This is a genomic window from Streptomyces sp. NPDC060184, from assembly GCF_042728795.1.
GTDB lineage: Bacteria > Actinomycetota > Actinomycetes > Streptomycetales > Streptomycetaceae > Streptomyces.
In genome coordinates, this window is record NZ_JBHWYX010000039.1 from 36,927 (window position 1) to 62,472 (window position 25,546).

Below are 25,546 nucleotides of genomic sequence, written 5' to 3' on the forward strand. Positions count from 1 at the left end.
GGTACCGGCCCCGCCGGAGCCGGCCCGGAAGCTACGACCCGGCCTGCTCGGGGCCCCCGTCCAGCACCAGCATGATGTGCTCGTTCTCGCCGTACCGGACGGTCCCGGTGCGCCGGAATCCGTGCTTCTCCAGGAGGCGCACCGAGCCGGTGTTCCCGGCGTAGGGATCGGCGTACAGGGGGCGGGCGGGTTCCCGTTCCAGGAACAGGGCCAGCGCCCGGGTGCCGATACCCCGGCCCCAGTACGCCCTGCCGAGCCAGTACCCGATGAAGCGCCGCTCCTCGTGCCACCAGGCCACCGCGTTGCCCGCCAGTTCTCCGTCGACGGTGATGGCCTGCACGAAGACGGTGGGATCGCCGAGAACCTTCGTCTTCCAGTGGGTCATGAAGGCATCCCGTTCCCGGGGTGGGAACTTCGACCGCCGTGCGGACTCGGGATCGTGCTCCTGAGCCAGGAACACTTCCAGATCTCCGAGTTCGACCTCTCTCAGACTCACCTGATCGCTCATACCGGCGGAGTCTGCCAGGTGGCACTGACACCCCGACGGCCCCTGACCGATGGCCTGGTCAGGGGCCGTTCATCCGAGGTGGGTGGGCCGGCCCCGCCCCACCTCACCCCCGCCGCCGCAGCCCCGCCGCCACGACCACCGCGCCGACCAGCAGCAGCGCCGCGTCGAGCGCCATGACGGTGCGGACGCCCGTGAACAGTTCGCCCTGCGTGGTGGCGAGGACGCCCAGCAGAGGGATGCCGAGGGTCAGGCCGACCTGTTGGGTGGTGGTGACCAGGCCGGTGGCCAGGCCCTGTTCGGCGTCGGGGACGCCGGAGGTCACCGCGAGGCCGTAGCTCACGATGGCGCCCAGGTGGCACATGCTCGCCAGCGAGACGCCGACCGTGGCGACCAGCACCCCGCTGTGCGCGCCCAGGGCCAGCAGCAGGGCGACGAAGGCGCCTTGGCCGAGCAGCGAGCCGACCAGGGTGCGGCGGGCGCCGAAGCGGCCGATGACCCGGGGGGCGTACGTACCGGCCACCGCCGACAGCAGGCCCTGCACCCCGAAGACCAGCCCGGTGGCGAAGGCCGACAGGCCCAGGACGTCCTGGAGGTAGAGCGTCAGCACGAAGACCACGGTGGACATCAGCGCGAAGGTCAGCAGCCCGCCGAGGTTGCCGAACGCCACGGTCCGGCGGCGCAGCATCGGCAGCGAGACCAGCGGTTCGGCGGCCCGCGACTCCACCACCGCGAACGTCACCAGCAGCGCCACCCCGAGGACCAGCGCGACCAGGACGTCGGTGTGCCCGAAGCCGTCCTGGGCGGCGGTCGACAGGGCGTAGATCAGGGCCAGCAGCCCGCCCGTGACGGTGACCGCGCCCGGTACGTCCAGCCGGGGCCGCTGCGGGGTACGGGACTCCGCCAGCGCCTTCGGGGCCAGGGTCAGGACGCCCGCCGAGGCGAGCGCCAGCAGGCCCATGGTGGAGCGCCAGCCCAGCGTGTCGGTGAGGACGCCGCCCGCCACCATGCCCACGGTGAAGCCGAGGGAGAGCAGCGTGCCGCTGATGCCCAGCGCCCGGTCGCGCTCAGGGCCCTCCTTGAACGTGGTGGTCAGCAGCGACATCCCGGTGGGTACGATCGCGGCGGCGCCGAGGCCCTGCAGGGCGCGTCCGGCGAGGAAGGCCGCCGGGTTCCAGGCGAGCGTGGCCAGCAGCGAGGCCGCGCCGAACACGACCAGACCGGCGAGGAAGAGCCGGCGCCGCCCGTAGAGGTCGCCGACCCGCCCGAAGAGCAGCAGGAATCCGCCGGAGGGGAGGGCGAAGGCGGTGACGGCCCACTGGAGCTGGGCGGTGCTCAGCCCGAGGTCGGTACCGAGCGCGGGCAGCGCCACGTTCAGTACGGAGAAGTCGAGCGCCACCATGAACTGGGCGGCGCAGAGGACCATGAGGATCAGCCGGGACCGGCCGGAGAGCCGGGCGGGACGGGTCGTGTGCGGGAGGGAGGGGGCGGCGGGACCGGGGGTGCCGGTGGCCTCGGGAGGGGATTCGATCGCCATGTCCCAACCTTCGGTCGCACGCGACGGGGGTGGGGAGACGCTCCTTATCCTGTTGGTACGACCACCAGTTGGCGATGACCAGGCGGCGCCCGCCCGGTCGGCACCGTGCGCAGACCCAGGGGGAGTGACGTGGCGACACCGGCCCGCTCGACGACGGACAGCACCAAGGCCCACCGGCTCGCCGAGCTGCGGGAGTTCCTGATGAGCCGCCGGGCGCGGGTCACCCCGGCCCTCGCCGGGCTCCCCGACGGCGGTGCGCGCCGTCGCACCCCGGGGCTGCGCCGGGAGGAGGTCGCCGTCCTCGCGGGTGTCGGGGTCTCCTGGTACCAGTGGCTGGAGCAGGGGCGCGACATCACCGTCTCCCCGCAGGTGCTGGACTCGGTGGCGCGCGTCCTGCGGCTCACCAGCGCGGAGCGCCGCCACCTGTACGTCCTGGCCGGGCTCAACCCGCCCGCCCCCGAGGTCGATCCGGCGGACGCCGACATGTGCGACGGGCTGCGGCGGCTCATCGACGCGTGGATGCCGTTCCCGGCGCACATCATGGACCGGTACTGGAACGTCGTCCTCTACAACGACGCCGCCTCCCTCGTCCTCGGGCTGCGCCCCGGCATCGTGCAGAACTGCCTGATCTCCTTCTTCACCGACGACGTCTACCGGTCCCGCGCGACGACCTGGGAGCAGATCGCCCCGCAGGTCGTCGCGCAGTTCCGCGCCGGCTGCTCGGAGAACCCGGAGGACGAGGGTTTCCAGGCCGTCGTCGCCGAGGCGAAGGAGGCGAGCCCCGAGTTCGCCGCGCTCTGGGAGCAGCGCGACATCGCACCCGGCGGGCAGATGCGCAAGGAACTGGAGCATCCGACGGCCGGAACGCTCCAGGTGGAGTCCACCCAGTTGCGGGTGCCCGCCCGTCCGGACCTGGCGATCGTGCTGCACACCCCGCTGCCCGGCACCGGCACCGAGGAACGGCTCAAGTGGCTCGCCTCCCCGGAGGGGCGGCGCGACGCGATGTACCCGGTACCGGGATGAGGCGCGTGCCACACGGTTCGTATGCTCGGCACATGACTGACAGCACCGACCTCGGGGCCGAGGACCGCAAGATCGTCACGCTGGCGCGCAGCGCCCGCGCCCGCAACGGAGTGCCGGAGGGCGCGGCCGTACGGGACGAGACGGGACGTACGTACGTGGCGGGCACGGTGGCCCTGGAGTCGCTGCGGCTCAGCGCCCTCCAGACCGCCGTCGCGATGGCCGTGGCCAGCGGGGCCACCTCGCTGGAGGCCGCAGCCGTGGTCTCGGACGCCGAGGCCCCCTCCGACGCGGACCGGGCGGCGGTGCGCGACCTCGGCGGGGCGGACACCCCGGTGTTCCTCGCGGGACCGGACGGGAACGTGCGGGTGCGGGTCACCGCGGGGTGACACCGTGACTTCGCCCACGTCCCGGACGCCTTCCGAGTGAGGCGGGTCGGCCGTGATCGGGTCAGTGCCCCCGGGGCGCGTACATGATCACGGCCATGCCGGCGAGGCAGATCAACGCGCCCGCGATGTCCCAGCGGTCCGGGCGGTAGCCGTCCGCGACCATGCCCCAGGCGATCGAGCCGGCCACGAAGACCCCGCCGTAAGCGGCGAGGATGCGGCCGAAGTTGTCGTCGCTCTGCAGCGTCGCCACCGCCCCGTACACCCCGAGGGCGATCACTCCCGCGCCGATCCAGGCCCAGCCCCGGTGCTCGCGGATGCCCTGCCACATCAGCCAGGCGCCCCCGATCTCGAAGAGGGCGGCGACGACGAAGAGGGCTGCGGAGCGGGCGACGAGCATGAAGGGCACGCTATCCCGGGCGCCACCGCGGGTGGCCGTGCGAGGGCCCGGGCGCACGCGTCGCCGGGCCGGGCGGGCGGCCGTTGTGCACCGCGCCGCCGCGATCGGGGACAATGGGCGCCATGAGCGCTCGACCGAACCCCGAAGCCGCTGCGCGGCAGGCCACGGACACCGCCCCCCACCGGGCCGGTTTCGCCTGCTTCGTGGGCCGCCCCAACGCGGGCAAGTCCACCCTCACGAACGCTCTGGTCGGGCAGAAGGTGGCGATCACGTCCAACCGCCCCCAGACCACCCGGCACACCGTGCGCGGCATCGTGCACCGTGACGACGCGCAGCTGATCCTGGTCGACACCCCGGGACTCCACAAGCCGCGCACCCTGCTCGGCGAGCGGCTGAACGACGTCGTGCGGACCACCTGGGCCGAGGTCGACGTCATCGGCTTCTGCCTGCCCGCCGACCAGAAGCTCGGCCCCGGCGACAAGTTCATCGTCAAGGAACTCGCCGCCATCAAGAAGACCCCGAAGATCGCCGTCATCACCAAGACGGACCTGGTCGACTCCCGGGCGCTCGCCGAACAGCTGCTGGCCGTCTCCCAGCTGGGCCAGGAGCTCGGCTTCGAATGGGCCGAGATCGTGCCGGTCTCGGCGGTCAAGGACGAGCAGGTCGGGCTGCTCGCCGACCTGATCGCCCCGCTGCTGCCGGTGAGCCCGCCGCTCTACCCGGAGGGCGACCTCACCGACGAGCCCGAGCAGGTCATGGTCGCGGAGCTGATCCGTGAGGCCGCGCTCGAAGGCGTACGCGACGAGCTGCCGCACTCCATCGCGGTCGTCGTCGAGGAGATGCTGCCCCGCGAGAACCGTCCCGCGGACAAGCCGCTGCTGGACATCCACGCCAACGTCTACATCGAGCGCCCCAGCCAGAAGGGCATCATCATCGGCCCCAAGGGGCAGCGGCTGAAGGACGTCGGGACCAAGTCCCGCAAGCAGATCGAGGCGCTGCTCGGCACGCCGGTCTTCCTCGACCTGCACGTCAAGGTCGCCAAGGACTGGCAGCGCGACCCGAAGCAGCTGCGCAAGCTCGGCTTCTGAGCCGCCCCGCCGGCCTTTCTGCCCGCCTTTCCGTCAGCGGCATCGGCGCGCCGCCGGTCTCACGCCCCCTCGCCGAGGACGCGTGAGACCAGCGTGCGCTGGTCGTCGGTCAGGTGCGGGTCCGCGCAGTGCACGGACCGCCCGTCCACGGTGATCGTGTACCGGAAGCCGTCCGGCACTCCCGCCGGAGGGGACCCGGCCCCCTCCGCGAGCGCGGAACGGGCCAGGGACTCCCAGGCGGCGGCGTCCTCCCGCCCGGCCGTGTCGATCTCACCCCGGCGGGAGAGGCCGGCGAACCCGCCGGTCCTGCTCACTCGAATGCGCATGGGACCCATACTGACCCGCTCACGAGGTCGGCACGCCCACTTCCGACCAGCCCTTGATCACGGCCTCGCGCTCGTCCCCGTCGCCGAAGCGGTCGCGGGCCGCCGCCACCGTGAGCCGGGCGAAGTCCGCGAAGTCCGCCGTCGCGGTCAGCTCGCCGCCGGTCAGCACGTCGTACCAGATCTGGCCCGCCCGCTCCCAGGCGTTGCCGCCGAGGGCGGACGCGGCGAGGTAGAAGGCGCGGTTGGGGATGCCGGAGTTGAGGTGGACGCCGCCGTTGTCGTCGTCGGTCTCGACGTAGTCCTCCATGGAGGCGGGCTGCGGGTCCTTGCCGAGCACGTCGTCGTCGTACGCGGTGCCCGGCGCCTTCAGTGAACGCAGCCCCTCCCCGGTGACCCGGGGGGCGAGCAGCCCCGCGCCGATCAGCCAGTCGGCCTGCTCGGCGCTCTGCCCCAGGGAGTACTGCTTGACCAGGGAGCCGAAGACGTCCGAGACGGATTCGTTGAGCGCGCCGGCCTGGCCCTCGTAGACGAGGTTGGCGGTGTGCTGGGTGAGTCCGTGCGCCAGCTCGTGGGCGATCACGTCGATGGAGAGGGTGAAGTCGAGGAAGATCTCGCCGTCACCGTCGCCGAAGACCATCTGCTGGCCGTCGAAGAAGGCGTTGTTGTAGTCGCGGTCGTAGTGGACCGAGCCGATGAGCCGCATTCCCTTCCCGTCGAGCGAGCTGCGGCCGTAGGCGGAGAGCAGCAGGTCGAAGGTGGCGCCGAAGCCCGCGTACGCGCGGTTGACGCTGGCGTCGCCGGTGGGCTCGTCGCCCTCGCCGCGGACTTTGCGTCCGGGCAGCAGGGTGTGGTGGCGGCAGTCGTAGAGGGTGCGGCGGGGCTTGCTGGGAACGGCGCCCGCGGTGGCCGGCGCCGGGGCGGTGGCGGCCAGCGAGGCCGCGTGCCGCAGGGTGCGGCGCGTGCCGTCCGCGTCGAGCGTGCGCCGGGCGGGTCCGGCGACCGCGGGGTCGTCGGACTGCGCCAACTGGTCGAGGAGGTGCGGCGGAACGATGGTGCAGAAGACGGGGTGGATACCGGAACCGTCGTGGGATCGAGAGATCATGCAAATGACTGTGGCACTCTGTCATCGCTCTGTCACTGGTTGCGACGGCAATTGACGAAATAGAGTGATGCATCACTGTTTACTCGTCATGTGTGCACGGTCCCGCATACTGATACGGACCGGCGTCCCGCACACCTCTCGGTTACTCTCGTCGCATCATGCGTTTCGGGCTGCTTCTCCTTAGCTGCCGCGGCGAGGGCCTGTAGTCGTAGGCCGACCCCCTCCCCGCGGAGTCTGGTGCTGCAGCGACACAGTCGGCCGTCCCACCAGCTGGACCCCGAGGAGCCCCACGTCATGACCACCGTGAACACTTCCGGTAATTCTGTCGGCCGTCCCACGCCGATCACCAACGCGACGCAGCTCCAGAAGACTTCCGGAATGCCGATCCACAAGTACGGCCCGTACGAAGCGGTCGAGATCCCCGACCGCACCTGGCCGGACAAGCGGATCACGGTGGCGCCCCGGTGGCTCTCCACGGACCTGCGCGACGGCAACCAGGCCCTGATCGACCCGATGTCCCCGGCCCGCAAGCGCGAGATGTTCGACCTGCTCGTGAAGATGGGCTACAAGGAGATCGAGGTCGGCTTCCCGGCCTCCGGCGAGACCGACTTCGCGTTCGTACGCTCCATCATCGAAGAGGGCGCGATCCCCGAGGACGTGACGATCTCCGTCCTGACCCAGTCCCGCGAGGAACTGATCGAGCGGACCATCGAGTCGCTGCGCGGCGCGCACCGGGCCACCGTCCACCTGTACAACGCCACCGCCCCCACCTTCCGCCGCGTGGTCTTCCGCGGTTCGAAGGAGCAGGTCAAGCAGATCGCGGTCGACGGCACCCGGCTGGTCATGGAGTACGCCGAGAAGATCCTGGGCGGCGACACGATCTTCGGTTACCAGTACAGCCCCGAGATCTTCACCGACACCGAGCTGGACTTCGCCCTGGAGGTCTGCGAGGCCGTCTGCGACGTGTGGCAGCCGGAGGAGGGCCGCGAGATCATCCTCAACCTGCCCGCCACCGTGGAGCGTTCGACGCCGTCCACGCACGCGGACCGGTTCGAGTGGATGTCGCGCAACCTCTCCCGCCGTGAGTTCGTCTGCCTGTCGGTCCACCCGCACAACGACCGCGGCACGGCCGTCGCCGCCGCCGAGCTGGCGCTGATGGCCGGCGCCGACCGCGTCGAGGGCTGCCTGTTCGGCCAGGGCGAGCGCACCGGCAACGTCGACCTGGTCACCCTGGGCATGAACCTCTTCTCCCAGGGCGTCGACCCGCAGATCGACTTCTCGCAGATCGACGAGATCCGCCGCACCAGCGAGTACTGCAACCAGATGGAGGTCCACCCGCGCCACCCCTACGCGGGCGACCTCGTCTACACCTCCTTCTCCGGCTCCCACCAGGACGCCATCAAGAAGGGCTTCGACGCCATGGAGGCCGACGCCGCCGCCCGGGGCAGGACCGTCGACGAGATCGAGTGGGCCGTCCCGTACCTGCCGATCGACCCGAAGGACGTCGGCCGCTCCTACGAGGCCGTGATCCGCGTCAACTCGCAGTCCGGCAAGGGCGGCATCGCGTACGTCCTGAAGAACGACCACAAGCTGGACCTGCCGCGCCGGATGCAGATCGAGTTCTCCCGGATCATCCAGGCCAAGACCGACGCCGAGGGCGGCGAGGTCACCCCGGCGCAGATCTGGTCGGCCTTCGAGGACGAGTACCTGCCCAACACCGACGACGCCGCCGCCCGTTGGGGACGGGTCCAGATCCGTTCGGGCCAGACCACCACCGAGCAGGACGGCCGGGACACGCTGACCGTCGAGGCGACCGTGGACGGCGTGGACACCGTGCTGACCGGTACGGGCAACGGCCCGATCTCCGCCTTCTTCGAGGCGCTGGCGGGCATCGGCATCGACGCGCGCCTGCTGGACTACACCGAGCACACCATGAGCGAGGGCGCCAGCGCGCAGGCCGCCTCCTACATCGAGTGCGCGATCGACGGCAAGGTCCTGTGGGGCATCGGCATCGACGCCAACACCACCCGGGCCTCGCTCAAGGCGGTCGTCTCCGCCGTCAACCGCGCGGGCCGCTGACCCCGTGCCGCGGCACCGGTCGCGCGATGGCCGGTTGACGCCGTCGCCCGGCTTCCCGGCCGGTTCGCCGCCGACCGGGCGACCTGTGGGGGTACGCCCCGTACGCATGTCCGGTTGATCCGGTGAAGCACGGTTCGCCGAACCCCGTCCGCCCCTTCCGGGCGGGCGGGGTTCGGCCATTTCCGGGTGTTGTGACAGTGAGGGTGATGACGCCGCCGCGCGCATGTGGCTAACATCACGTGCAACACACGGCAATGTTGCCGGAGCGTTACGGAGGTGTGCGACGTGCGGTCAGCCAAAGGACAACGCGCCCTGAGAACAGGTCTCTACGGCCTCCGCACCGCGTGGGACGTCGTCGGCGACGGCGAATTCTTCTGCCAGGACTGCGGCGGGGACCGCAACTACCGCCGCCTCACCGGCCGTCGCAGGCTCACCGTGCTCGGAGTGCCGCTGCTGCGGCGCGGCGAGACGGGCCCCGTCGTCGAGTGCGCCGACTGCGGCGCCCACTTCGGCACCGAGGCGCTGGAACACCCCACCACCACCCGGTTCTCCACCATGCTCCGGGAGGCCGTGCATACGGTCGCGCTCGCCGTCCTGGCCTCGGGCGGCACCCCCCGGACCGCCCTGGAGACCGCCGCGCACACCGTCCGCGACGCCGGGCTCGACGAATGCTCGGAGGAGCAGCTCCTCACCATCGTGGAGGTGCTGACCGCCGACATCGGCCACGACGACGCCGTCGGCGCCGCCGGGGCGTGCGGTGCGGCGCTCGCCATCGAGCTGCACGAGGTGCTCACGCCGCTCGCCCACCACCTGGTCCCGGCGGGCCGCGAGTCGGTGCTGCTCCAGGGTGCCCGGATCGCGCTGGCCGACGGCCCGTACGGCGCCGCCGAGCGCGAGGTACTGACGACCGTGGGCCGCGCCCTGCGGATCTGCCCCGAGGACACCGCCCGACTGCTCACGGAAGCCGCCCGCACGCCCTCCTGAGCGCCGCGGGGCCCTCCCGGCGTCGCCGGGGGTGAGAGGGGGCGGCAGGGGCGCCCGCAGGCACCCCCGGCCCGTTCGCGGGCCGGTGGGCGACAATGGGTCCATGAGCTTGTTCCGGGACGACGGCGTCGTACTGCGTACGCAGAAACTGGGCGAGGCCGACCGGATCATCACCCTGCTGACCCGCGGCCACGGCCGGGTGCGTGCCGTCGCCCGGGGGGTGCGCCGCACCAAGTCCAAGTTCGGCGCCCGCCTCGAACCCTTCTCCCACGTGGACGTGCAGTTCTTCGCGCGCGGCAGCGAGCTGATCGGCCGCGGCCTGCCGCTCTGCACGCAGAGCGAGACCATCGCCCCGTACGGCGGCCGGATCGTCACCGACTACGCCCGCTACACCGCCGGCACCGCGATGCTGGAGACCGCCGAGCGCTTCACCGACCACGAGGGCGAACCCGCCGTCCAGCAGTACCTCCTCCTCGTCGGCGGACTGCGCACCCTGGCCCGGGGCGAGCACGCGCCCCACCTCATCCTCGACGCGTTCCTGCTGCGCTCCCTCGCCGTCAACGGCTACGCCCCCAGCTTCGAGGACTGCGCGCGGTGCGGAATGCCCGGTCCGAACCGTTTCTTCTCGATCGCGGCCGGCGGAGCCGTCTGCACCGACTGCCGGGTGCCCGGCAGCGTCGTACCCTCGGCGGAGGCCCTGACCCTGCTGAGCGCGCTGCTCAGCGGCGACTGGGCGACGGCGGACGCGTGCGAGGCGCGGCATGCCAGGGAGGGGAGCGGACTGGTCTCCGCCTACCTGCACTGGCATCTGGAGCGCGGTCTGCGCTCGCTGCGGTACGTGGAACAGTGACCCTCGCAGCGGTTCGTGGAAGAGCGACACAGGGAGACGAGAGAAGCTCATGGCAGTACGCGGGATCCTCGGCGGCCGTAACCGGCGCACGTACAAGACCCCCGAGCCGCACCCCTCCGGTGCGACGCCCCCGAAGATCCCCGCCGAGCTGGTGCCTCAGCACGTGGCCGTCGTGATGGACGGGAACGGCCGCTGGGCCAAGGAGCGCGGCCTGCCGCGCACCGAGGGCCACAAGGTCGGCGAGGGCGTCGTGATGGACGTCCTCAAGGGCTGCATCGAGATGGGCGTGAAGAACCTCTCGCTCTACGCGTTCTCCACCGAGAACTGGAAGCGGTCCCCGGAAGAGGTGAAGTTCCTGATGAACTTCAACCGGGACGTCATCCGCCGCCGCCGCGACGAGATGGACGAACTCGGCATCCGCATCCGCTGGGTCGGCCGGATGCCCAAGCTGTGGAAGTCCGTCGTCCAGGAGCTCCAGGTCGCCCAGGAGCAGACGAAGGACAACGACAAAATGACGCTGTACTTCTGCGTCAACTACGGCGGCCGGGCCGAGATCGCCGACGCAGCGCAGCGCATCGCCGAGGACGTCGCCGCCGGGAAGCTCGACCCCTCGAAGGTCAACGAGAAGACCTTCGCGAAGTACATCTACTACCCGGACATGCCGGACGTGGACCTCTTCGTGCGCCCCAGCGGCGAGCAGCGCACCTCCAACTACCTGATCTGGCAGAGCGCGTACGCCGAGATGGTCTTCCAGGACGTGCTGTGGCCCGACTTCGACCGCCGCGACCTGTGGCGCGCCTGCCTGGAGTACGCCCAGCGCGACCGCCGCTTCGGCGGTGCGCAGGAGACCGCCCCGGCGGCCGTGGAGCCCGCACCCGGAGCGTGACGAAGGGGAGAGGGGGAGAACCGGTGGCCGGTTCTCCCCCTCTCCCGCCGTCGCCGTGCGTCAGTGCTTCTCGTCCGCGCAGCCCGCGCACTCGGCGCAGGTCCCGAAGATCTCCACGGTGTGCGCCACGTTGACGTAGCCGTGCTGCGAGGCGATCGTCTCGGCCCACTGCTCCACGGCTGGGCCCTCCACCTCCACGGCCTTGCCGCAGACCCGGCAGACCAGGTGGTGGTGGTGCTCACCGGTCGAGCAGCGGCGGTAGACCGACTCGCCCTCGGTGGTGCGCAGCACGTCCACCTCGCCCGCGTCGGCGAGGGACTGCAGGGTGCGGTAGACGGTGGTCAGCCCCACCGAGTCGCCCCGGTGCTTGAGGACGTCGTGCAGCTCCTGGGCGCTGCGGAACTCGTCGACCTCGTCGAGCGCCGCCGCGACAGCCGCCCGCTGGCGGGTGGACCGCCCCCGTACCGGAGCCGCGTTCGTGCCACTGATCGGCGCCGCCACAGCTGCCTCCTCATGTCGCCCGTACAGATGTCGGGCCATTGTGCCAGCCGGACCGGGCGAAATCCTCATACGTGCACGTCGTCCGCGGCGGTGCGGCCGGCCGGCACTTCCAGGGTGCACGCTTCCGTCCGCGCGGTGCGCCCACGGGCCCTGCGGCGGGCCAGTGGCGCGGCCAGCGCGGTCAGTGCGACGAAGGCGGCGATGGCCAGCAGCACGATCGTCGCGCCGGGCGGGACGTCCTGGTAGTACGAGGTGACGGTGCCGGCCAGGGTGACGGCGGTGCCGATCACCACGGACAGCACGAAGGTCAGCCGGAAGGACTTCGACACCTGCTGGGCCGCCGCGACCGGCACCACCATCAGGGCGCTGACCAGCAGCAGGCCGACGACCCGCATGGCGACGGTCACCGTCACGGCGGCCGTCACCGCGATCAGCAGGTTCAGCAGCCGCACCGGCAGCCCGGTGACCCGGGCGAACTCCTCGTCCTGGCTGACCGCGAAGAGCTGACGGCGCAGCCCCACGGTCACCAGCACCACGAACGCGGCGAGCAGACCGATCGCCCACACGTCCGAGGAGGAGACGGTGGAGAGCGAGCCGAAGAGGTACGAGGTGAGGTTGGCGTTCGAGCCGGTGTCGGAGATGTTGATCAGCAGCACACCGCCCGCCATGCCGCCGTAGAAGAGCATGGCCAGCGCGATGTCGCCGCGGGTGTGGCCGAACCAGCGGATCAGCTCCATGACGACGGCGCCGGCGATCGCGACCGCGGTGGCCATCCAGACGGGGCTGGTGGAGAGCAGGAAGCCGAGGCCGACTCCGGTCATCGCGATGTGCCCGATGCCGTCGCCCATGAGGGCCTGGCGGCGCTGGACGAGGTAGATGCCGATGGCGGGGGCGGTGATGCCGACCAGGACGGCGGCGATCAGCGCGCGCTGCATGAAGGCGGGTTCGAGGAATTCCATCAGGTCAGCAGTCCCGTTCGGACGGGCTCGGAAGCCGCGTGGGGGTGGACGTGGTCGTGGCCGGGGAGCGCGTGCTGCCCGACCGAGCGCGGCGGCGGGCCGTCGTGCGTCACGCAGCCGTCGCGCAGCACGACCGCGCGGTCGATCAGCGGCTCCAGCGGGCCCAGCTCGTGCAGGACCAGCAGCACGGTGGTCCCTGCGGCGACCTGCTCGCGCAGGGTGGCGGCGAGGATCTCCTGGCTGGCCAGGTCGACCCCGGCCATCGGCTCGTCCATGATCAGCAGTTCGGGCTCGGAGGCCAGCGCGCGGGCGATCAGGACCCGCTGGTGCTGGCCGCCGGAGAGCGCGCTCACCGAGTCCCCGGCGCGGTCGGCGAGGCCGACGAGGGCGATGGCCCGGTCGACGGCGGCGCGGTCGGCGCGGCCCGGGACGCGCAGCTTGGTGCGGGACAGCCGCCCGGAGGAGACGACCTCGCGGACGGTCGCGGGGACGCCCGCCGAGGCGGTGGTGCGCTGCGGTACGTAGCCGACGCGCGCCCACCGGCGGAAGCGGCGGAGCGGGGTGCCGAAGAGTTCGACGGTGCCGCCGGTCAGGGGGACCTGGCCGATGACGGAGCGTACGGCGGTGGACTTGCCGGAGCCGTTGGCGCCGAGCAGGGCGACGACCTCGCCGCGGTGGACGGCCAGGTCGACCCCGCGCAGGACGGGGCGGGAGCCGAGGGTGGCGGTGGCGCCGGTGAGCCGGATCACGGCTTCGGTCGCCGGCCTTCCGGCCCCGGCGCCGGTCCTGCTGTCGGCGGCTGCGCCGGTCCTGCTGTCGGCGGCGGGGGCCGGGGCGGGGATGCTGGGCTGGTCCATGCGCTTCTCCGGTCCGGTCGCGGGGGGCGTGGCGTCGGTCACTTGGCGCCCAGGGCCTTCTGGAGGGCGGCGAGGTTGGACTTCATGACCTCGATGTAGTCGTGGCCCTTGGACTTCTCCGTGATGCCCTCCAGCGGGTCCAGGACGTCGGTGCGCAGTCCGGTGTCCTTCGCGAGGGTCTTCGCCGTCTTGTCGCTGGCGAGCGTCTCGAAGAAGACGGTGGTGGCGCCGTCGTGCTCGGCGACGTGCTGGAGGTCCTTGATGCGGGCCGGGCTCGGCTCCGCCTCGGGGTCGACTCCGGCGATGCCCTCCTGGGTGAGGCCGTAGCGCTCGGCGAGGTAGCCGAAGGCGGAGTGCGTGGTGAGGAAGGTCTTGGTGGTGGTGGACTTCAGCCCGGCCGCGTACTCCGTGTCCAGCGCGTCCAGCTTCCCGACCAGCGCCTCGGTGTTCGCGCGGTAGTCGGCGGCGTTGTCCGGGTCGGCCTTCTCCAGCGACTTTCCGACGCCCTGGGCGACCTCGGCGTACTTCACCGGGTCCAGCCAGACGTGCGGGTCGCGGCCGGCCGTCTCCTCGTCGGAGTCCGCGTGCTCCTCGGCGCCGGAACCGGCGTGGTCGTGGCTGTCCACCTCGGCGCCGTGCGTCTCCATCGTGGTCAGCGTCGCCGCGTCCACGGTGTTCTTCACGCCGGACTGGGCGATGGCGTCGTCCACGGCGGGCTGGATGCCCTTGAGGTACAGGATGTAGTCGGCGTCGCCCAGCGAACCGATCTGGCGGGGGCTGAGCTCCAGGTCGTGCGGTTCGACGCCCGGCTTGGTCAGCGTGGTGACCGAGACGTGGCTGCCGCCGATCTCCTCGGCCAGGTACTGCATCGGGTAGAAGGACGCGACGACGTCCAGCTTGCCGTCGGACCCGCCGGCGGTGCCGGGGCCCGAGCAGGCGGAGAGCGCGGTGATGCCGAGGGCGACCGCGCCGGCGACGGCGGTGGCGGGTATGAGGCGGCGTACGTTCATGAATCCCATTTTCAACAAAGCTGGAAACGATTGTCAACAAGGATGATGAACCGACTGGTGGCATGAGGGGTGCGGGAGCGCACAGCGGCCCCCGATTTGATCCGGGGGGTGCGCCCGCCGGTAATCTTGGCCATTCGCTCGCCCGTCTCCTGAGCACCACCCCCCAGCGAGGCGCTCAGCGCCGCTTCTGTCCCATTTCGCCGTCGTAATGAAGAGAGCACCGTGGCCGCCGACAAGATCGACTCCATCGTCAGCCTGAGCAAGCGCCGTGGCTTCGTCTATCCCTGCAGTGAGATCTACGGTGGCCAGAAGGCCGCCTGGGACTACGGCCCGCTGGGCGTGGAGATGAAGGAGAACCTCAAGCGTCAGTGGTGGCGCTACATGGTCACCTCGCGCGAGGACGTGGTCGGTCTCGACTCGTCGGTGATCCTGGCCCCCGAGGTCTGGGTCGCCTCGGGCCACGTCGCCACCTTCAGCGACCCGCTGACCGAGTGCACCTCCTGCCACAAGCGCTACCGCGCCGACCACCTGGAGGAGGCGTACGAGGCGAAGCACGGCAAGCTCCCCGCCAACGGCCTCGCCGACCTCAACTGCCCCAACTGCGGCAACAAGGGCACCTTCACCGAGCCCAAGCAGTTCTCGGGTCTGCTCTCCACCCACCTCGGCCCGACCCAGGACTCCGGCTCGGTCGCCTACCTGCGCCCCGAGACCGCCCAGGGCATCTTCACCAACTTCGGCCAGGTGCAGCAGACGTCCCGCAAGAAGCCGCCGTTCGGCATCGCGCAGATGGGCAAGTCCTTCCGGAACGAGATCACTCCGGGCAACTTCATCTTCCGCACCCGCGAGTTCGAGCAGATGGAGATGGAGTTCTTCGTCAAGCCGGGCGAGGACGAGGAGTGGCAGCAGTACTGGATGGACCAGCGCTGGAACTGGTACACGGACCTCGGCATGCGTGCGGAGAACATGCGCTGGTTCGAGCACCCGAAGGAGAAGCTCTCCCACTACTCCAAGCGCACCGCCGACATCGAGTACCGCTTCCAGTTCGGCGGCAGCGAGTGGGGCGAGCTGGAGGGCGTCGCCAACCGCACCGACTACGACCTGAAGGCGCACTCCAAGGCCTCCGGCACCGACCTGGTCTACTACGACCAGGAGGCCAACGAGCGCTGGACGCCGTACGTCATCGAGCCGGCGGCCGGTGTCGGCCGCGCCATGCTGGCCTTCCTCCTGGACGCCTACGTCGAGGACGAGGCGCCCAACGCCAAGGGCGTCATGGAGAAGCGCACCGTGCTCCGCCTCGACCCGCGCCTCGCGCCGGTCAAGGTCGCCGTCCTGCCGCTCTCCCGGAACCCGCAGCTCTCGCCGAAGGCCAAGGGCCTCGCCACCGACCTGCGCAAGAACTGGAACATCGAGTTCGACGACGCCGGTGCCATCGGCCGCCGCTACCGCCGCCAGGACGAGATCGGTACGCCGTTCTGCGTCACCGTCGACTTCGACACCCTGGACGACAACGCGGTGACCGTCCGCGAGCGCGACACCATGAAGCAGGAGCGCGTCTCCCTGGACCAGATCCAGGCGTACCTGGGCGCCCGCCTGCTGGGCTGCTGACGCTCCTACCGGCGTCGCGGCACCCCACGGTTCAGCGCACCACGGTTCAGCGCATCGCAGTTCAGCGCATCACGGTTTCACTCCGAAGCCCCCGGACCCCGCACGGGTCCGGGGGCTTCGCCGCACACTGGGCGCACCCCTACCCCGGAGGCCGCCATGGTGTCCACGACGCAGAGCAAGGTCACCCGCTGGGACCGGCACGGCCGTGAACACGTCGTCCACGTGCGGAAGTCGGGGGTCCAGCGGCTGTTGACCTGCGCGACCTGCGGCTGGCGCAAGGGCGCGCAGTTCCTCCCCTGGCTGAAGGCGCAGGAGCACCTCGCCGAGGCCCACCAGGCGGTGATCGACCCGGGGGCCTGAGGCGCCGCCAGGACCCTACGGGGTGCGGGGCGGGGGAAAATCCGGTGCGGGCCGCTCCGGGCGCGGGGTACGGTTCCCGGCATGTCGTTCTTCCAGATCTACGAGTGAGCGCGCGGCAGGGCCGAGCGGTACGACCCCGTACGAGCTCCGGGCCCGCCGCCCCACGGATCGATCCGTGTGTCCCACGGACCCCCTTCTCACCCCACATCGGAGAACACCATGGCCAAGAGCCGCAACAACCTCCTCGGCGTCGGCGGTCAGCGCAAGAAGCTGACCCGGGCCGACCAGCAGGGCGCGGGCACCGTCCGCGACGCCGACCGCAAGGCGGCCGAGGACAAGAAGCAGGAACTCCTCCGCAAGATGCGCGAGCGCGCCACCGGTACGACCGCCGCCCCGGAGACGGACACGGCGGACACGGCTGCGGCGGACTCCGCCGGGGGCCGGAGCTGACGCGCTGACCTGAGCACGGCCGTGGGGCCCGGACCGCCGTCGTGGCGGGCCGGGCCCCACGGGCGTTGCGGGGGCCCGGCTCAGCCGACCGCCGCCGCCAGTACCGCCGCCGTCCTCGCCACCAGCGGATGGTCGCCGACAGCCGCCTGCTGCGGCTTGGTGGTGAGCACCGTCACCACCACCGGCTCGCCCCCGGCGGTCCAGGCGACACCCGCGTCGTTGCAGGTGCCGTAGGAGCCGCCGCCCGTCTTGTCGGCGACGGTCCAGTCCTGCGGCAGCCCGGTCCGGAAGCGGGTCGCGCTGGTCCGGCAGTTCAACAGCCAGCCGGTCAGCCGTTCCCGGTCGGCGGGCGCGAGGGCGTCACCGACGACGAGCCGGGCGTACGTCAGGGAGAGCGCGTACGGAGTGGTGGTGTCCCGCCACTGCCAGGGCTCGGCCGAGTTCAGCTCCGTCTCCCACCGGTCCAGCCGGGTCGTGCGGTCACCGAGCGACCGGCAGAAGCGGGTGACCGCCGCCGGGCCGCCCAGCTCCCGCAGCAGCAGGTTGCCCGCGGTGTTGTCGCTGTCGCAGACCGCCGCGTCGCAGAGCTCCGCCACGGCCATCCCGGTGGCGAGGTGGGCCCGGGTGACGTCGGAGGCGGAGACCAGGTCGGCCTCCGTGTAGCGGACCAGCCGGCCCAGCACCTCGCCGTCCCGGTCCAGGTCGCGCAGGACGGCCGCCGCCGCGAGCGTCTTGAAGGTCGAGCAGAGCGGGAAGCGCTCGTCGGCGCGGTGGGCCACCGTGCGGCCGGTGGCGAGGTTGCGGGCGTACGCCCCGACCCGGGCGCCGTGCTCGTGCTCCAGGGCCCGCAGCGCGTCCCGTGCGGGGTCCGCGGCAGCGCCCGGGGGCGCTGCGGCGTGCGCGGTTCCGGCCGCGAGCAGCGTGGCGGCCCCGGCCGCCCCGGCCAGCGTCAGCAGGCTCCGGCGGGAGGGGCGCGAGGCGGGGGAGCGGTGCGGCACGGGGGGAACCTCTCGTCGTTCCGTACGTAAGGTCATGCCGCCCGACGCTAGCCACCCAGGGCCGGAACCCCGCGTTCCGGCGGTGCGGGCGTGGCGCCCGGGACGTACGGGGGCGGAAGGGCGCGGCGGGACGGGCGGGACCGACGGGGCGGAGGGGTGCGGCGGGACGGACGGGACCGGCCCGGCGGAGGAGTGCGGCGCGTACGGGACAATGGGGGGATGACCACGCTCGCCCCCGCGCCCCAGCAGCTCCGCATCGGCCCGCACACCGTGCAGCCGCCGGTGGTCCTCGCCCCCATGGCCGGTATCACCAACGCGCCGTTCCGCACCCTGTGCCGGGAGTTCTCCGGCGGCCGGGGGCTGTTCGTCAGCGAGATGATCACCACCCGGGCGCTGGTCGAGCGCAACGAGAAGACGATGCAGCTCATCCACTTCGACGCGAGCGAGACCCCCCGGTCGATCCAGCTCTACGGTGTGGACCCGGTCACGGTCGGCAAGGCCGTCCGCATGATCGTCGACGAAAACCTCGCCGACCACATCGACCTGAACTTCGGCTGCCCGGTCCCCAAGGTGACCCGTAAGGGCGGCGGCTCGGCACTCCCGTACAAGCGGCCGTTGCTCCGCGCCATCCTGCGCGAGGCCGTGGGGAACGCCGGTGAGCTGCCGGTCACGATCAAGATGCGCAAGGGCATCGACGACGACCACCTCACCTATCTCGACGCGGGCCGGATCGCCGTCGAGGAGGGCGTGACCGCCGTCGCGCTGCACGGCAGGACCACCGCCCAGCACTACGGCGGGACCGCCGACTGGGAGGCCATCGCCCGCCTCAAGGAGCACGTGCCGGAGATCCCCGTCCTCGGCAACGGCGACATCTGGTCCGCCGAGGACGCCCGGCGGATGATGGCGGAGACCGGCTGCGACGGCGTGGTCGTGGGCCGCGGCTGCCTCGGCCGCCCCTGGCTCTTCGGCGACCTGGTCGGCGCCTTCGACGGTACGAACACCAGGCACGAGCCCGTCCTGCGCCAGGTCGCCGAGGTGATGGTGCGCCACGCGACCCTGCTGGGCGAGTGGATCGGCGACGAGGCGCGCGGCGTGATCGACTTCCGCAAGCACGTGGCCTGGTACCTCAAGGGCTTCGCGGTCGGCTCGGAGATGCGCAAGAAGCTCGCGATCACCTCCTCCCTGGAGGAGCTGGCCGGTCAGCTGAACGAGCTGGACCTCGACCAGCCCTGGCCGGACGGCGCGGACGGCCCGCGCGGACGCACCTCGGGCAACAACCGGGTCGTGCTCCCGGACGGCTGGCTGAAGGACCCGTACGACTGCTCCGGCGTGAGCGCGGACGCCGAGCTGGACACCTCCGGCGGCTGACAGCGGCCGACCGGCGACGGTCCGCCAAGGGGGTACGGAGCCTCCGGTGCGGCGGTGGCACCTCGTGCCAGAGGGCCACCGGCGCACCGGCCGCCGTCAGTTGACGGTCAGAACCGCCGTGTTGTTGGTGAGGTCCGGGTCGAAGCCGAACGGCGGGGCGCCGAACTCGCCGTACCCGGGGTGGATGCTCACGGCCCCGGTCGCGCCGGGCACCACGGTGGTGACGCGCAGGGAGAGCGTGAACGTGTGCCGCGTGTCCTCCCGGACCCAGTAGGGCAGGGCGCAGTCGTAACGCGGGGCGCCCGTCCGCGACGGGTAGTAGCTCCCGGCGAGGGTGCGGGGGGAGCAGTCGGACGGCACGCCCGTGACCGTGGTGCCCTCGGGCACGATCAGCCGGACCTTGGCGGCCGGATCGCCGGAGCCGAGGTTGCCGAACCAGGCCGGGCCGTGGTTTTCGAACGTGAGGTCGGCCGTGACGGTCTCGCCCGCGGCACCGGAGACCGCGTCACCGGTCACGGAGAAGTCGGCGGTGTTCTCCGCGCCGATCTGAACGATGGCGTAGTTGTTCGCGGAGTCGAGATCCTGGGTTCCGCCGCCGGGCTCGACGTCGATGTCCAGGCGCTCGTTCAGCGCGTGGGCGGCGAGCCGTACGGTCAGCGGCTCGGGCAGCTCGAAGGACTCGCCCGGCGCCAGCACCTGGTCGAACGCGCAGTTCACGTGGCCCGAGGGTGCGTACTCGTCGCTGTCCGACGTGGTGTAGTCGCAGGCGTCGTACGGGGTCGGGTCCGTGAGGCCGTACGAGGTGTACAGCGTGACGCTGAACCCGTTCGCGTTCTCGTTGCCGTGGTTGGTGACCCGGAACGGGATCGTCAGCTCGGCGCCGGGCTGAGCGCCCTCGACGTCGGCGACGGGGTCGAGAGCGAGGTCGGGCCCCGAGCCGACGGTGACCGTCGTGGAAAAGCTCTCCTGCGGTGCGGTGAGCGCGCCGTCGGGGCCGCCGGTGGCCGTTGCCCCGTAGGTGATGGTGCCCTGCGTGCCGGCTCCGGCTCCGTCGGCGGCGCGGACCGTCAGCAGTACCTGGGGCTGGTAGTCCCTCCCGATCACGGGCACCGTCGGGATGTCGCACACCGCGGTCGCACCCGTCGGCGCGCAGTTGTCGGGCCAGGTCACGTCGGCGACACCGGTGAGACCGGAGGCGTCGACGGTCAGTCTGCCGTCGGTCACCGTGAAGTTCTGGTTGTCGTGGTAGAGGCCGACATCGAGGACGCGGGTCTGCGGCTGCCCGCCCCCGGTGCCGAGCGGCAGAGTCTGCTCGTACGGGCTGTTGATCCACAGCTGGTCGGTCTGCGGCGGATCGTCGTCGGCGAACGCGGGGACGCTGAGGCCGCCGACCAGCAGGCCGGCCACGGCCAACGTCACGGCACCGGATCTGAGACGTACCTGATGTCCAGCAGCGATCTGCCTCAAGGAGTTCCCCCAGGGTGTGATGCGGAAGCCGCCGGCGGACCCGACGTGCCGGAAGGATCATCACATGAGAGGGCGTCCCGAAGCGCTTCTGTTTTCATGCCAGTTGGCGGGCCCGCGGTCGCCGGCCTTCCCGTGGGCGGCGGGCGCCCGGCCTCCGGTTTCCTCGCCGCCCTCAGGCCCCCGCTCCCCGGGCTCCAGGAGAGCGGCGGGTGGCGACGGCCTGATCACGGGATGTCCGCATGGTGGCATCGGGGCGCTCCGGTCGGCGTGATTCTCGCCACGTCTGAGGCATGTTTTGCTCAGATGAGCGGCTTGCACGGCCCTCCGGTGTGACGCAACTTCTCAAATGATGGCACTGCGTGCCAGATGTGCGGACTTTGATCGATCGGCCCCTTCCTCACCGGGCGTCACGATTTCGCGGTGGCGTGTCGACGGAGCGTCATCCCGTGTTCGAGAGGTGAACGCACCGCCCCGGGAGGCCTCGACGGCCCCTCACTTTCGATCTGCTGGCAGACGGGTGGTTGCGGTCGCACGATGGAGAAGCGGACACCACCAGACGCCTTTGATCTGGGTATGTTCCTGGCCGTCAGGGCACCCACCGCGTCCTCAAGGAGTCGAGACCCGTGTCGGGAAACAACGGTCCTCAGAAGTTCGTCTACGACTTCACCGAGGGCAACAAGGATCTGAAGGACCTGCTCGGCGGGAAAGGTGCGAACCTCGCCGAGATGACCAACCTCGGTCTGCCGGTCCCTCCCGGCTTCACCATCACCACCGAGGCGTGCAAGGTCTACCTCGACACCGGCGTCGAACCCGCCGAGCTCCGCGACGAGGTGAGCGCCCATCTCGCCGCCCTCGAAGCCCGGATGGGCAAGACCCTCGGCCAGGCCGACGACCCGCTCCTGGTCTCCGTACGCTCCGGCGCCAAGTTCTCGATGCCCGGCATGATGGACACCGTCCTCAACATCGGCCTCTCCGACGCCTCCGTCGTCGGACTCGCCGCGCAGGCGGGCGACGAGCGGTTCGCCTGGGACTCGTACCGCCGGCTCATCCAGATGTTCGGCAAGACCGTGCTCGGCGTCGACGGCGACCTCTTCGAAGAGGCGCTGGAGGACGCCAAGCGGGCCAAGAAGGTCGAGGTCGACACCGACCTCGGCGCCGACGACCTCAAGAAGCTCGTCAAGAACTTCAAACGGATCGTGAAGACCGAGGCGGGCCGCGACTTCCCGCAGGACCCCCGGGAGCAGATGGATCTGGCCATACACGCCGTCTTCCAGTCGTGGAACACCGACCGGGCCAAGCTCTACCGCCGCCAGGAGCGCATCCCCGGCGACCTCGGCACCGCCGTCAACATCTGCTCCATGGTGTTCGGCAACCTCGGACCCGACTCGGGCACCGGCGTCGCCTTCACCCGCGACCCGGCCAGCGGCCACCAGGGCGTCTACGGCGACTACTTGCAGAACGCCCAGGGCGAGGACGTCGTCGCGGGCATCCGCAACACCGTCGCGCTCGCCGAACTCGCGACCATCGACCGGACCTCGTACGACCGGCTGATGCAGATCATGGAGACGCTGGAGACCCACTACCGCGACCTCTGCGACATCGAGTTCACCATCGAGCGCGGCCAGTTGTGGATGCTCCAGACCCGCGTCGGCAAGCGCACCGCGGGTGCCGCCTTCCGGATCGCCACCCAACTCGTCGACCAAGGGCTCATCGACGAGGCCGAGGCGCTCCAGCGCGTCACCGGCGCCCAGCTCGCCCAGCTGATGTTCCCGCGCTTCGACGACACCGCGAAGACCACGCTGCTCGGCCGGGGCATCGCCGCGTCCCCGGGCGCCGCCGTCGGCAAGGCCGTCTTCGACTCGTACACCGCCATCAAGTGGTCCCGCTCCGGCGAGAAGGTCATCCTGATCCGCCGCGAGACCAACCCCGACGACCTGGACGGAATGATCGCCGCCGAGGGCATTCTGACCTCGCGCGGCGGCAAGACCTCGCACGCCGCCGTCGTCGCCCGGGGCATGGGCAAGACCTGTGTCTGCGGCGCCGAGGAGATCGAGGTCGACACCAAGCGCCGCCGGCTCACCGTGGGCGACACCGTCGTCGAGGAGGGCGACCTCGTCTCCGTCGATGGCTCCACCGGCAAGGTCTACCTCGGCGAGGTGCCTGTCGTCCCCTCCCCGGTCGTCGAGTACTTCGAGGGCCGGATGCACGCGGGCGCCGACGACGCCGACGAACTCGTGGGCGCCGTCCACCGGATCATGGCGTACGCCGACCGGATGCGCCGCCTGCGGGTACGGGCCAACGCCGACAACGCCGAGGACGCCCTGCGCGCCCGCCGCTTCGGAGCCCAGGGCATCGGGCTCTGCCGCACCGAGCACATGTTCCTCGGTGAACGCCGCGTCCTCGTGGAGAAGCTGGTCCTCGCCGACACGGACGCCGAACGCGAGGCGGCCCTCGCCGAGCTGCTGCCGCTCCAGAAGGCCGACTTCATCGAGCTGTTCGAGTCGATGGACGGACTGCCCGTCACCGTACGGCTGCTCGACCCGCCGCTCCACGAGTTCCTGCCCGACATCACCGAACTCTCGGTGCGGGTCGCGCTCGCCGAGTCCCGCAAGGACGCCAACGAGAACGACCTGCGGCTCCTCCAGGCCGTCCACAAACTGCACGAGCAGAACCCGATGCTGGGCCTGCGCGGAGTCCGCCTCGGGCTGGTCATCCCCGGCCTCTTCGCCATGCAGGTACGCGCCATCGCCGAGGCCGCCGCGCACCGGAAGAACGCCAAGGGCGACCCGCGCGCCGAGATCATGATCCCGCTCGTCGGCACGGTCCAGGAGCTGGAGATCGTCCGCGAGGAGGCCGACCAGGTCGTCGCCGAGGTCGAGGCCGCCACCGGCACCGACCTCCGGCTCACCATCGGCACCATGATCGAGCTGCCCCGCGCGGCGCTGACCGCAGGTCAGATCGCCGAGGCCGCGCAGTTTTTCTCCTTCGGCACCAACGACCTCACGCAGACCGTGTGGGGTTTCTCCCGCGACGACGTGGAGGCCTCCTTCTTCACCGCCTACCTGGAGAAGGGCATCTTCGGGGTCTCCCCCTTCGAGACCATCGACCAGGACGGCGTCGGCGCCCTGGTGCGCAGCGCCGCCGCGGCCGGCCGCGCCACCCGCCCCGACCTCAAGCTCGGCGTCTGCGGCGAGCACGGCGGCGACCCGGAGTCGGTGCACTTCTTCCACGAGGTCGGCCTCGACTACGTCTCCTGCTCGCCCTTCCGCATCCCGGTCGCCCGGCTGGAGGCGGGGCGGGCCGCCGCGGCGCCGAAGGGCGGCGACGCCACCGGCTGACCTCTTCCTCCACCCCTGACTTCCGGAGCCGCCACCACCGGGCCACACCCGACCCTCGCCCAGGCCCGGGCGGCGCCTCCGGAACCGGAGCGGCGGCACCCTGTGCGGGGGTGCCGCCGCTCCTCCCATGCCTCCGGGGACACGGGCTCACGGGTACGGGCTCACGGGTACGGGCTCACGGGCGCGGGCTCACGGGCCCGCCGCTCACGGCGTGGTGAAGAGCAGTGCCGCGTTCTGGCCGCCGAAGCCGAAGGAGTTGGAGACCGCGGCTTCCACCTCGGCCGGGCGCGGGGCGCCGGTGACCACGTCCAGTTCCAGGCCCTCGTCCTGGCGGGAGAGGTTGGCGGTCGGCGGGACCAGCTGCTTCTCCAGGGTGAGGACCGTCAGGGCCGCCTCGATGGCGCCGGCCGCGCCCAGCGAGTGACCGAGCACGCCCTTGGGAGCGGTGACCGGCGGGGGCGTGCCGTCGAAGACCCGGAGCAGGGCCCTCGCCTCGGCGGTGTCCCCGGCCCGGGTGGACGTGCCGTGCGCGTTGACGTGGCCGATGTCCGAGGGGGCGCACCCGGCGTCGGCGAGGGCGGCGCGCAGGGCGCTTTCGGCGCCCCGGCCCTCCGGGTGCGGAGCGACCGGGTGGTGGGCGTCGCTGGTCGAGCCGAAGCCGCGCAGCAGCGCCCGGGTGTGCGCGCCCCGGGCCAGCGCGCGGTCGGGGCGTTCCAGGACGAGGACGGCTGCCCCCTCGGAGAGGACGAAACCGTCGCGGTCCGTGTCGAACGGGCGGGACGCCACGTCCGGTCCGCCCCGGGAGAGCGCCCGCATCTGGGTGAAGCAGGTGGCGGCCATCCGGGAGCGTCCGGATTCGCTGCCCCCGGCCAGCACGATGTCGCAGGCGCCGGAGGCGATCAGGCCGCGGGCGACACCGAGCGCGGTGGCCCCGGAGGCGCAGGCGCTGGTGACGGTGAAGTTGGGGCCGCGGACGCCGAGGTCGAGCGCGACCTCGGCGGCGGCCATGCTGGACACGCTGCGGGGCAGCGCCAGGGGCGAGACCAGGTGGGGCCGGTCCTCGCCGAGCAGCGTGAACTCGCGTACGTAGGTCTCCATGCTGTTGCAGCTGACGCCGAGGACGACGCCGATCCGGTCGGCGTCCCAGGTGGCCGCCGAGAGCTTGGCGTCCGCCACGGCCTGGCGGGCGGCCACCAGGGCGAGCTGGCAGAAACGGTCCAGCCGACGGGTCAGGCGGCGCCCGAGAGCGGCGTCCGGGTCGAGGTCGACGGGGCAGGAGAGGTCGACGGGAAGACCCGCCAGCACGGGATCGCGCCGGGCGAGGCTCCTGCCCGCGCACACGCCGTCCCAGGTCGCGGCGGCGGTCCCGCCGGCCGGAGTGATCATGCCGATGCCGGTGACGGCGGCCTCAGCGGGCATGGTGCGTCCCCTCGGTGGTGGCGGCGCGGTGGCGTACCGCGGGAACGGGGC

24 protein-coding genes are annotated in these 25,546 nt (G+C 71.6%); 12 read left to right on the top strand and 12 right to left on the bottom strand.

Annotation, left to right across the window (positions count from 1 at the left end; genetic code table 11):
- Window positions 1-31: 31 nt before the first annotated feature.
- On the bottom strand, window positions 32-508 hold the full coding sequence (locus ACFWEE_RS24285) for a GNAT family N-acetyltransferase (RefSeq protein WP_386892077.1): 477 nt from the start codon (window positions 506-508) through the stop codon (window positions 32-34).
- 103 nt (window positions 509-611) lie between these two features.
- The gene (locus ACFWEE_RS24290) at window positions 612-2,042 is read right to left on the bottom strand and encodes an MFS transporter (RefSeq protein ID WP_386892079.1); all 1,431 of its coding nucleotides are present in this window, start codon (window positions 2,040-2,042) and stop codon (window positions 612-614) included.
- 129 nt (window positions 2,043-2,171) lie between these two features.
- Here ACFWEE_RS24290 and ACFWEE_RS24295 point away from each other — a divergent pair, with 129 nt between their 5' ends.
- Both ACFWEE_RS24295 and ACFWEE_RS24300 read left to right on the top strand, forming a co-directional pair.
- Window positions 2,172-3,065, top strand: a complete 894-nt coding sequence (locus ACFWEE_RS24295) for a helix-turn-helix transcriptional regulator (RefSeq protein ID WP_386892080.1) — start codon at window positions 2,172-2,174, stop codon at window positions 3,063-3,065.
- 32 nt (window positions 3,066-3,097) lie between these two features.
- A complete protein-coding gene (locus ACFWEE_RS24300; protein WP_386892082.1) occupies window positions 3,098-3,451 on the top strand; it encodes a cytidine deaminase in 354 nt (117 codons plus the stop codon).
- 61 nt (window positions 3,452-3,512) lie between these two features.
- On the opposite strand, the gene ACFWEE_RS24305 is transcribed toward ACFWEE_RS24300, so the two are convergent.
- Complete coding sequence (locus ACFWEE_RS24305) at window positions 3,513-3,848, bottom strand: YnfA family protein (RefSeq protein ID WP_386892084.1); 336 nt, start codon at window positions 3,846-3,848, stop codon at window positions 3,513-3,515.
- 113 nt (window positions 3,849-3,961) lie between these two features.
- On the opposite strand from ACFWEE_RS24305, the gene era reads away from it, so the two are divergent.
- Window positions 3,962-4,936 (top strand): GTPase Era, encoded by a 975-nt coding sequence (gene era, locus ACFWEE_RS24310; RefSeq protein WP_386892086.1) that lies wholly within the window; start codon window positions 3,962-3,964, stop codon window positions 4,934-4,936.
- A 59-nt stretch (window positions 4,937-4,995) separates the two neighbouring features.
- Here the strand turns inward: era and ACFWEE_RS24315 are convergent, their stop codons facing one another.
- Both ACFWEE_RS24315 and ACFWEE_RS24320 read right to left on the bottom strand, forming a co-directional pair.
- Window positions 4,996-5,262, bottom strand: coding sequence for a protealysin inhibitor emfourin (locus ACFWEE_RS24315; protein WP_386892088.1), 267 nt, complete (start codon window positions 5,260-5,262; stop codon window positions 4,996-4,998).
- A gap of 19 nt (window positions 5,263-5,281) precedes the next feature.
- Entirely contained in the window at window positions 5,282-6,364 is a 1,083-nt protein-coding gene (locus ACFWEE_RS24320) for a M4 family metallopeptidase (protein WP_386892090.1), read from the bottom strand.
- A gap of 294 nt (window positions 6,365-6,658) precedes the next feature.
- On the opposite strand from ACFWEE_RS24320, the gene leuA reads away from it, so the two are divergent.
- The 4 genes from leuA (at window position 6,659) to ACFWEE_RS24340 (ending at window position 11,163) form a co-directional block, all read left to right on the top strand.
- Complete coding sequence (leuA, locus tag ACFWEE_RS24325) at window positions 6,659-8,443, top strand: 2-isopropylmalate synthase (RefSeq protein WP_386892091.1); 1,785 nt, start codon at window positions 6,659-6,661, stop codon at window positions 8,441-8,443.
- Window positions 8,444-8,728: 285 nt separating this feature from the next.
- Window positions 8,729-9,427: a TerB family tellurite resistance protein gene (locus ACFWEE_RS24330; RefSeq protein ID WP_386892093.1), complete on the top strand. Its 699-nt coding sequence runs from the start codon at window positions 8,729-8,731 to the stop codon at window positions 9,425-9,427.
- Between the two features lie 103 nt (window positions 9,428-9,530).
- Window positions 9,531-10,277 carry a DNA repair protein RecO gene (gene recO / locus ACFWEE_RS24335; RefSeq protein WP_327175732.1) on the top strand — a complete coding sequence of 249 codons (747 nt, stop codon included), beginning with the start codon at window positions 9,531-9,533 and terminating at the stop codon, window positions 10,275-10,277.
- A 49-nt stretch (window positions 10,278-10,326) separates the two neighbouring features.
- A complete protein-coding gene (locus ACFWEE_RS24340) occupies window positions 10,327-11,163 on the top strand; it encodes an isoprenyl transferase (protein WP_386892095.1) in 837 nt (278 codons plus the stop codon).
- A 60-nt stretch (window positions 11,164-11,223) separates the two neighbouring features.
- Here ACFWEE_RS24340 and ACFWEE_RS24345 read toward each other — a convergent pair whose 3' ends face one another.
- Genes ACFWEE_RS24345 through ACFWEE_RS24360 form a run of 4 tightly spaced genes read right to left on the bottom strand, consistent with a single transcriptional unit; the run spans window position 11,224 to window position 14,490 of the window.
- Window positions 11,224-11,703, bottom strand: coding sequence for a Fur family transcriptional regulator (locus tag ACFWEE_RS24345; protein WP_386892096.1), 480 nt, complete (start codon window positions 11,701-11,703; stop codon window positions 11,224-11,226).
- A gap of 26 nt (window positions 11,704-11,729) precedes the next feature.
- Window positions 11,730-12,623 carry a metal ABC transporter permease gene (locus tag ACFWEE_RS24350; RefSeq protein WP_386892098.1) on the bottom strand — a complete coding sequence of 298 codons (894 nt, stop codon included), beginning with the start codon at window positions 12,621-12,623 and terminating at the stop codon, window positions 11,730-11,732.
- Entirely contained in the window at window positions 12,623-13,480 is an 858-nt protein-coding gene (locus ACFWEE_RS24355) for a metal ABC transporter ATP-binding protein (protein ID WP_386892100.1), read from the bottom strand. Before ACFWEE_RS24355 ends, ACFWEE_RS24350 begins: the two co-directional genes overlap by 1 nt.
- Window positions 13,481-13,518: 38 nt before the next feature.
- Window positions 13,519-14,490 carry a metal ABC transporter substrate-binding protein gene (locus ACFWEE_RS24360; protein WP_386892102.1) on the bottom strand — a complete coding sequence of 324 codons (972 nt, stop codon included), beginning with the start codon at window positions 14,488-14,490 and terminating at the stop codon, window positions 13,519-13,521.
- A gap of 222 nt (window positions 14,491-14,712) precedes the next feature.
- Here ACFWEE_RS24360 and ACFWEE_RS24365 point away from each other — a divergent pair, with 222 nt between their 5' ends.
- The 3 genes from ACFWEE_RS24365 to ACFWEE_RS24375 all read left to right on the top strand — a co-directional run bounded on the left by ACFWEE_RS24365 (window position 14,713) and on the right by ACFWEE_RS24375 (window position 16,905).
- Window positions 14,713-16,095 (top strand): glycine--tRNA ligase, encoded by a 1,383-nt coding sequence (locus ACFWEE_RS24365; RefSeq protein ID WP_386892104.1) that lies wholly within the window; start codon window positions 14,713-14,715, stop codon window positions 16,093-16,095.
- Between the two features lie 156 nt (window positions 16,096-16,251).
- On the top strand, window positions 16,252-16,455 hold the full coding sequence (locus ACFWEE_RS24370; protein WP_386892105.1) for a hypothetical protein: 204 nt from the start codon (window positions 16,252-16,254) through the stop codon (window positions 16,453-16,455).
- A 219-nt stretch (window positions 16,456-16,674) separates the two neighbouring features.
- Window positions 16,675-16,905 (top strand): DUF6243 family protein, encoded by a 231-nt coding sequence (locus tag ACFWEE_RS24375; protein ID WP_386892106.1) that lies wholly within the window; start codon window positions 16,675-16,677, stop codon window positions 16,903-16,905.
- Window positions 16,906-16,985: 80 nt separating this feature from the next.
- On the opposite strand, the gene bla is transcribed toward ACFWEE_RS24375, so the two are convergent.
- Window positions 16,986-17,903: a class A beta-lactamase gene (gene bla / locus ACFWEE_RS24380; protein WP_386892108.1), complete on the bottom strand. Its 918-nt coding sequence runs from the start codon at window positions 17,901-17,903 to the stop codon at window positions 16,986-16,988.
- A gap of 219 nt (window positions 17,904-18,122) precedes the next feature.
- Between bla and dusB the strand changes: the two genes are divergently transcribed.
- Window positions 18,123-19,271 (top strand): tRNA dihydrouridine synthase DusB, encoded by a 1,149-nt coding sequence (dusB, locus tag ACFWEE_RS24385; protein ID WP_386892109.1) that lies wholly within the window; start codon window positions 18,123-18,125, stop codon window positions 19,269-19,271.
- Between the two features lie 96 nt (window positions 19,272-19,367).
- On the opposite strand, the gene ACFWEE_RS24390 is transcribed toward dusB, so the two are convergent.
- Window positions 19,368-20,690 (bottom strand): hypothetical protein, encoded by a 1,323-nt coding sequence (locus ACFWEE_RS24390; RefSeq protein WP_386892111.1) that lies wholly within the window; start codon window positions 20,688-20,690, stop codon window positions 19,368-19,370.
- A gap of 671 nt (window positions 20,691-21,361) precedes the next feature.
- Here ACFWEE_RS24390 and ppdK point away from each other — a divergent pair.
- Entirely contained in the window at window positions 21,362-24,076 is a 2,715-nt protein-coding gene (gene ppdK, locus ACFWEE_RS24395; protein WP_386892113.1) for a pyruvate, phosphate dikinase, read from the top strand.
- 204 nt (window positions 24,077-24,280) lie between these two features.
- Here the strand turns inward: ppdK and ACFWEE_RS24400 are convergent, their stop codons facing one another.
- Window positions 24,281-25,495 (bottom strand): beta-ketoacyl-[acyl-carrier-protein] synthase family protein, encoded by a 1,215-nt coding sequence (locus tag ACFWEE_RS24400; protein ID WP_386892114.1) that lies wholly within the window; start codon window positions 25,493-25,495, stop codon window positions 24,281-24,283.
- Window positions 25,496-25,546: the final 51 nt, after the last annotated feature.

Bases quoted from the DNA above. Each gene is read 5' to 3' on its own strand.
- ACFWEE_RS24340 (WP_386892095.1), top strand. From the start codon at position 10,327: ATGGCAGTACGCGGGATCCTCGGCGGCCGTAACCGGCGCACGTACAAG.
- ACFWEE_RS24345 (WP_386892096.1), bottom strand. From the start codon at position 11,703: ATGGCCCGACATCTGTACGGGCGACATGAGGAGGCAGCTGTGGCGGCG.
- recO (WP_327175732.1), top strand. From the start codon at position 9,531: ATGAGCTTGTTCCGGGACGACGGCGTCGTACTGCGTACGCAGAAACTG.
- ACFWEE_RS24285 (WP_386892077.1), bottom strand. From the start codon at position 508: ATGAGCGATCAGGTGAGTCTGAGAGAGGTCGAACTCGGAGATCTGGAA.
- dusB (WP_386892109.1), top strand. From the start codon at position 18,123: ATGACCACGCTCGCCCCCGCGCCCCAGCAGCTCCGCATCGGCCCGCAC.
- era (WP_386892086.1), top strand. From the start codon at position 3,962: ATGGGCGCCATGAGCGCTCGACCGAACCCCGAAGCCGCTGCGCGGCAG.
- ACFWEE_RS24370 (WP_386892105.1), top strand. From the start codon at position 16,252: ATGGTGTCCACGACGCAGAGCAAGGTCACCCGCTGGGACCGGCACGGC.
- ACFWEE_RS24320 (WP_386892090.1), bottom strand. From the start codon at position 6,364: ATGATCTCTCGATCCCACGACGGTTCCGGTATCCACCCCGTCTTCTGC.
- ACFWEE_RS24360 (WP_386892102.1), bottom strand. From the start codon at position 14,490: ATGAACGTACGCCGCCTCATACCCGCCACCGCCGTCGCCGGCGCGGTC.
- ACFWEE_RS24355 (WP_386892100.1), bottom strand. From the start codon at position 13,480: ATGGACCAGCCCAGCATCCCCGCCCCGGCCCCCGCCGCCGACAGCAGG.
- ACFWEE_RS24315 (WP_386892088.1), bottom strand. From the start codon at position 5,262: ATGCGCATTCGAGTGAGCAGGACCGGCGGGTTCGCCGGCCTCTCCCGC.
- ACFWEE_RS24300 (WP_386892082.1), top strand. From the start codon at position 3,098: ATGACTGACAGCACCGACCTCGGGGCCGAGGACCGCAAGATCGTCACG.
- leuA (WP_386892091.1), top strand. From the start codon at position 6,659: ATGACCACCGTGAACACTTCCGGTAATTCTGTCGGCCGTCCCACGCCG.
- ACFWEE_RS24400 (WP_386892114.1), bottom strand. From the start codon at position 25,495: ATGCCCGCTGAGGCCGCCGTCACCGGCATCGGCATGATCACTCCGGCC.
- ACFWEE_RS24375 (WP_386892106.1), top strand. From the start codon at position 16,675: ATGGCCAAGAGCCGCAACAACCTCCTCGGCGTCGGCGGTCAGCGCAAG.
- ACFWEE_RS24290 (WP_386892079.1), bottom strand. From the start codon at position 2,042: ATGGCGATCGAATCCCCTCCCGAGGCCACCGGCACCCCCGGTCCCGCC.
- ACFWEE_RS24350 (WP_386892098.1), bottom strand. From the start codon at position 12,623: ATGGAATTCCTCGAACCCGCCTTCATGCAGCGCGCGCTGATCGCCGCC.
- ACFWEE_RS24305 (WP_386892084.1), bottom strand. From the start codon at position 3,848: ATGCTCGTCGCCCGCTCCGCAGCCCTCTTCGTCGTCGCCGCCCTCTTC.